The sequence below is a fragment of the Segatella salivae DSM 15606 genome, from assembly GCF_000185845.1.
GTDB classification, from domain to species: Bacteria; Bacteroidota; Bacteroidia; order Bacteroidales; family Bacteroidaceae; genus Prevotella; species Prevotella salivae.
On the sequence record NZ_GL629647.1, the window covers coordinates 3,173,971 to 3,180,194 of the forward strand.

6 protein-coding genes and 1 pseudogene are annotated in these 6,224 nt (G+C 43.0%); 6 read left to right on the forward strand and 1 reads right to left on the reverse strand.

All coding sequences use genetic code 11. The annotated features are described in order from the left end of the window. Positions 1-165 precede the first annotated feature (165 nt). The 6 genes from HMPREF9420_RS12370 to HMPREF9420_RS12395 all read left to right on the forward strand — a co-directional run bounded on the left by HMPREF9420_RS12370 (position 166) and on the right by HMPREF9420_RS12395 (position 4,967). A complete protein-coding gene (locus tag HMPREF9420_RS12370) occupies positions 166-513 on the forward strand; it encodes a helix-turn-helix domain-containing protein (protein WP_036918067.1) in 348 nt (115 codons plus the stop codon). Next, positions 504-884 (forward strand): MerR family transcriptional regulator, encoded by a 381-nt coding sequence (locus tag HMPREF9420_RS12375; protein ID WP_007136073.1) that lies wholly within the window; start codon positions 504-506, stop codon positions 882-884. Before HMPREF9420_RS12370 ends, HMPREF9420_RS12375 begins: the two co-directional genes overlap by 10 nt. Further along, positions 881-2,941 (forward strand): bifunctional DNA primase/helicase, encoded by a 2,061-nt coding sequence (locus HMPREF9420_RS12380; RefSeq protein WP_007136074.1) that lies wholly within the window; start codon positions 881-883, stop codon positions 2,939-2,941. Before HMPREF9420_RS12375 ends, HMPREF9420_RS12380 begins: the two co-directional genes overlap by 4 nt. Then, positions 2,929-3,237, forward strand: a complete 309-nt coding sequence (locus HMPREF9420_RS12385; RefSeq protein WP_007136075.1) for a helix-turn-helix domain-containing protein — start codon at positions 2,929-2,931, stop codon at positions 3,235-3,237. The genes HMPREF9420_RS12380 and HMPREF9420_RS12385 overlap by 13 nt, the downstream gene beginning before the upstream one ends. Before the next feature lie 116 nt (positions 3,238-3,353). Next, positions 3,354-3,941 (forward strand): DUF6088 family protein, encoded by a 588-nt coding sequence (locus HMPREF9420_RS12390; protein ID WP_248628121.1) that lies wholly within the window; start codon positions 3,354-3,356, stop codon positions 3,939-3,941. A gap of 3 nt (positions 3,942-3,944) precedes the next feature. After that, complete coding sequence (locus HMPREF9420_RS12395; RefSeq protein ID WP_007136077.1) at positions 3,945-4,967, forward strand: nucleotidyl transferase AbiEii/AbiGii toxin family protein; 1,023 nt, start codon at positions 3,945-3,947, stop codon at positions 4,965-4,967. Positions 4,968-5,019: 52 nt separating this feature from the next. On the opposite strand, the pseudogene HMPREF9420_RS14315 reads toward HMPREF9420_RS12395, so the two are convergent. Next, positions 5,020-6,224: pseudogene (locus tag HMPREF9420_RS14315) on the reverse strand (helicase); the annotation flags it as partial.

A 6,224-nucleotide genomic window follows, 5' to 3' on the forward strand; every position in this document is an offset into this window, starting at 1 on the left:
TATTTCTATATAAGTTTACTATATTTATCTTATGAGTGATATAGATACCCTTTGCATCCGCCACCAAACAAAAAATTGCATCTGGTGCATGACGACTTGCAGAGGGTACATAAACTTGCGTGTGACGGGTTGCTCATGCCAAGATGTTTCTATAACTTTATGTTTATGAAAGAGTTACTGGAATTTCTTCGAAATGAGAGATTGAACAAACATCTAAAACAGGCGTATATAGCTGAGAAATTGGGAGTTGATGAAAGTACAATATCCCGATGGGAGTCTGGTCAGATTACAATGGATTTTCTCCAAATAGTAAACTATGCGACTGTTTTGGAGATAAATGTTTATGAGATGTTTGCATATCTCGCAAGTAATGGACAAGATCTTCCCAGATCTATTGCAGAAGTACACGTTGAGGTGTATACAAAAGAAGCCTACAACTCTCTTATGCAATACCTTGCAAATTCTGGGATGGATATAACAATTAAAAGCACCAAGTTGAAAAGATGGAAATAATCGCAGTAGAAAGCCAAGCCTATCAGGAACTGATAGACAAGCTCAATCGTATTGAGCAGTATGTTGAGCGCACCTCCCGTCTTATTCAAGACATTGATGACGAGCTGGAGATGACAACCAAAGATCTTATCGGGACTCTGAATGTTTCAGAGTCCACCCTTTATCGCTGGCGCAAAAAACAGTTGGTACGGTATCGCTACACGGAGGGTGGCGATGTACGCTACTTCTTCAAGTCTATCGTGATAGCCACGAAATGTAACCGACTCCGTGTCTCAGGCATGAGAAACGACGAGGTTCTTGGTCGGCTCAACCGTTTCAAGGACAATCTCATCATGAGTTCATGTCTTAATCCTAAAAACCGACAACTATGATAGAAAAGGAACAGATTCTTTTGCTTACACAGGGAGGTCTGAATGTGTTTTCCCATTTCCTCGGCTTTGAGGTAAACCTTCATCGCAACTTCCGAAGCCCCTTTTATGACGATAGACGGGCTTCCTGCCATATCTACTACGACAGGAAAACTTCTTCTTACAAATTCTATGATCATGGCGATACCACCTATTCAGGGGATTGCTTCTGGTTTGTGGCAACCCTCCGTAACTTGAACTTGAAAACAAGTTTTCCCGAAGTCTTGGAAACTATAGTACAAGAACTTGGATTGTATTCTTTATGTGATGGTGAAAAGCATAGCAACCATAACACTTTATCATATAAAAAAACTATCGTCCCCACTCCTAAGGCTGATATAACCAAGTGTACGGAAGAACGTCCATACAGTTTTGAGATACAGCCTTTTGACGATGGACTGATGAACTATTGGGCGCATTATGGTATCCATGAAGATACACTTCGGCTTTTTCGGGTACGGAGTCTTAAACGGTATGAGAGCGTATCTGCTGAAGGTAAGAAGTTTGAGCTTCACAGTTCGCCGACAGAACCGATATTCGCCTATATTGGAAATGGCTATGTCAAGATATATCGCCCTCACAGTCCGAAAATCCGCTTTCTCTATGGTGGGCGGATGCCTATGACCTATTGTTTCGGCATGGAGCAGATTCCCACCAAAGGAGATATGCTCTTCATTACAGGTGGGGAAAAAGATGTGCTCTCGTTGTATGCGCACGGGTTCAATGCAATCTGCTTCAACAGTGAAACGGCACAAATACCGGAAAGCATCATAGAGAGCCTTCGACTTCGCTTTCGGCATATCATACTCTTGTATGATGCAGATGAGACGGGTGTACGGGAAGCGCATAGACAAGCTGAACATTTAGCAGAATACAAGGTTTTGAATCTTACACTCCCACTTAGTGGAACCAAGACGGAAAAGGACATTTCTGATTTCTTTGCCTTAGGCAACGGGGCGAAGGAACTGAAAGAACTGCTTGCCAAGATGTTTACAGACCTATATAGCCAAACCATGATGATGCTTCGCTCCTGTGAAATTGACTACGACAATCCACCAGATATTTCTAAGTCTGTGGTGGCAGTGAATGGTGTCCCTTTGGGAACGCAGGATAATCTGTTCTGCATTACCGGAGGTGAGGGTACAGGCAAGAGCAACTATGTAGGAGCCATCCTTGCCGGAGCTTTGGGGAATGAACGGCTGCCTATAGAGAAAACCTTGGGATTGGAGATTACTGCCAATCCCAAAGGCTTGGCTGTCTTGCACTATGACACAGAACAGTCTGAGGCACAGCTCCACAAGAATCTGGGCAAGACTTTGCACCGGGCTTCATTGACGGCAGTACCGAAGTTCTACCATTCACTCTACCTTGCCTCACTCTCTCGTAAGGACCGCTTGAAACTTATCCGTGAAAGTATGGACCTGTTCCATCACAAGCATGGTGGAATACACCTCGTTGTCATTGATGGTATTGCTGATCTGATACGTTCTGCGAACGATGAAACGGAAAGTATAGCCATTGTTGACGAACTTTACCGCTTGGCTGGGATATACAATACTTGTATTATCTGCGTATTGCACTTCGTGCCGAACGGTATCAAACTTCGGGGACATATCGGCTCGGAACTTCAACGTAAGGCGGCGGGTATCCTTTCCATAGAGAAAGACGACAATCCTGAATACTCGGTCGTAAAGGCGTTGAAAGTGCGTGACGGAAGTCCGTTGGACGTACCGATGATGCTTTTCGGCTGGGACAAGAAAGAAGACATGCACGTTTATCGTGGTGAGAAGTCCAAGGAAGACAAGGAAAAGCGCAAGACCGATGAACTTATCGGCGTTGTAAAAGAAGCTTTCAGAAATTCCCTCAAGCTCACTTATCAGGAACTTTGTGAGATTCTGATGCGGGAGATGGAAATCAAGGACAGAACTGCGAAGAAATACATCGCCTACATGAAAGAACAACGTATCTTAGCACAAGATACCAATGGCAACTATCAAAAAGGAGAACTATGTCGTACTTAGAACATCATACAGAAGATACATGGCAGAAACGATTGTTTGATAAGCTGATGAGTGTCGAGGACAAACTCAACCTCCTGCTTGTCCTGCAAGAGCAATCCGTTGACACGACTGTCCATCCGCCCTTGAAACCAGAATACTTGGACATCATTGATGTATCCAAGATTCTGAAAGTGGAACAGAAGACGATTTACAATTGGGTCTGGGCTGGGAAAATCCCCTATCTCAAGGCTAATGGTCGGTTGCTGTTTCTTCGGAAAGAGATAGATGAAATGGTACAAAAGCGTGAAGAATGGTAGTATATTCCCATCAACTGGAAGATTAAATATAGATTTTTCTTCCCGGATTTTTTGGTTTATGCAGAAAATGCATTATCTTTGCCGTTGGAATTTTTTGAAGAATTTCCAACATGCGTATGAATGAGCAGACCCTTAGACAACAAATTCTATCTTCTGAGAACGACACCATCTTCTTCAGAAATGATTTTCCGCAGTATCATCCCGAGTCAGTTGGTCGTATTTTGACGGACTTAACTGAAAAAGGAGAACTCGTGCGAATTTCCTCGGGCATTTATGTGAAGCCTAGAATAAGCAGGTTCGGCCCCATTATGCCATCAATAGAACATATTGTCAAGGCTATTTCCATACGAGATAAAGCCCAGATACTCCCATCTGGCGAGACAGCATTGAATGCTTTGGGACTTTCTACTCAGGTGCCAATGTCGTATTCGTTCCTGACTACAGGAAGTGCGCGGAAACTGGCTATCGGGAAGCGACAAGTTATATTAAAGCGTGGAGTTCCTCGCAATTTTGCGTATAAGACACAGCTTATAGCCTTAATTGTTCAAGCCCTTAGATGTCTGGGAGAGCCTAATGTCAGTCCAAAAGAACTGGAGCAAATACAAAGATTGGTAATCAAAGAATCCGATAGACAGGCTCTAATCAGTGATGTGCAGATAATGCCGGAATGGATGAAAAGGATTATCAAGCCTATGATTAAATAAAATATGAAACTTTGGATAAACAATACGTTGGAGGATCGGCTGGCAATGCTCCAACAGACAGAGGAAACTCACTCTGGGGTCAATCAATCAGCAATAGAAAAAGATTGGTGGGTAACAGTAACCCTGCATGCACTGTTCCAATGCTCTTGTGCTCCCGCACTTATTTTTAAAGGAGGCACTTCACTGTCAAAAGGGTTCAACCTCATTGAACGGTTCTCAGAGGACATAGACTTGGCTATTCACCGTTCATTCTTTGGAATTGACAAGACAAGCAAGAGCCAGCGTGAGAAACTCCGTAAATTATCAAGGTCTTTTATACATGAAAGTTTGTCGAAGCAATTAGACAAGCAGCTTCAGAATATGGGAGTTACCGGTTATCGAATTGAGAATGTAACTTACCGGCAAAGTCAAGAAGGAAAGTTGATTCCTATTGATAGTGATAAAGATCCTACGGTGATATTTTTGCATTATGACAGTATTATCAAGGATATGATAGATTATATCCCTGCCCGTGTGAAGATTGAAATAAGTTGTCTCTCCATGGATGAGCCTACAGAGAAATGTAACATACAATCATTGATAAGCGAAAGCTTCCCCGATGAAGATAAGATGTCATCTGTCATAAGAACCGTACTGCCTACTCGCACATTTCTTGAAAAAATCTTTCTACTGGCAGAAGAATTCCAAAAAGAGCATCCAAGACATGTACGTATGAGTCGACATTTATACGACCTTGAGCGAATTATGGATACCATATATGGACAAGATGCTATTGCCGATCGTCAGCTATATGATGCCATCGTTAAACATCGCCGTACATTTTATGCGTTAAAGTATGTGGACTACGACAAACATTCTCCGAGTACCATTTCGTTTGTCCCTCCAACTGAAACTATTGTAGAGTGGGAGAAAGATTATGACAATATGTGCAAGCACTTCTTTTATGGTTCCACGCTTCCTTTTGATAAGTTGTTAAAGCGTATAGCAGAACTGCAGGATAGGATTAGAAAAACTGCGTATGTATAATTATTCGGTAGTTAGCAAAAGCGTCGAGCAGGTCTTCTTGCTCGACGCTTTTTTATCGCCATTTCGGTTTAGAGATAATCATCCGACTCATCACATCATCATGACTTTCAAACCTTTCCTTTGGAGCATGTGTGGGAGATTGAGTCTTTACCTTTTGTGTGGGAGACTCTTCTATTGAATCTTGCTTAATTTCTTGTGATAAACCGCTTTGTTCATTTTCCTTTTCCTCTTCTTCTTGTTCTTCTGGCGGTGCAAGCGTAAGCGCAATCTTTCTATCCAACTCGGCAGCTTCACTTTTAAGTGAGCGGAGCTCGTCCTCTTTCTTCCAAGAACTGTTAGCAATATTAGTATAAACATCTTTATTTGCAACAACCTTTGCCATTTCTTTTTCATGCGACTCTATCACCTTTGGAATACGCTCCAAGGCGTTAATGAAGTTCTGACACGCAAGTTTCGGGTCTGTTGCCAACTTACCGTTATTATAGGTATAGTAGATACTCTCCTGCCCTTTCACAAAAAAGCGGTTCAATGAACAGTCAAACAAATCCTTGGAAGTACTCTCTGTCTTGACCATTATGGAAAAACCATAAATCTCACCGATTTTGTTGTATTCACCCTTGGTGCGAGCTTTCTCGTCTATTTCTTGCAGACGTGCAGCAATGATCTTGATGTCAGTGCTGTCTTCCACACCTTTGATTGTCAGTTTATTGACGGGCAGTCCCTCCGTATCATGCTCTACACGCTGCTCAAAGAGAGCCAGGTCTGACTGTGCCTCTTTGATTTTATCCGTATGGAAGGATACAGAACTCTCAATCTCTGCCAACTTGCCCGTTGCTGCATCACGTTCCCGGAGGAAGTTCTTGCGCTCTGATTCCAAGGTGGCAATCTTCTTATCCAATCTTGCTTTCTCTAAAAGGTCGGTATTACCTGAAAGCACCGCTACATATTCGGAGAAGTTCATGCCGCTGTCCTCATCCATCGAGCCCTCGTCAATGGTACGACTACCGAGCGTATTGGTCTTCAACTGATTGATAAACAATTGCTTGTTATGCAGCAGATTGAACTTGTAGCTGTCCAGTGACCGCTCTACGGCATAGATAATCACATCAACCTTGTTGTCCGCAAACTCCTTGGCGATAAGGTTTCCCTTGCGCACAGCTCGTCCGTTACGCTGCTCTAAGTCCGAAGGTCGCCAAGGCGTGTCCAAATGATGGACCGCAACGGCACGTTGTTGAGCATTCACACCAGTACCCAACA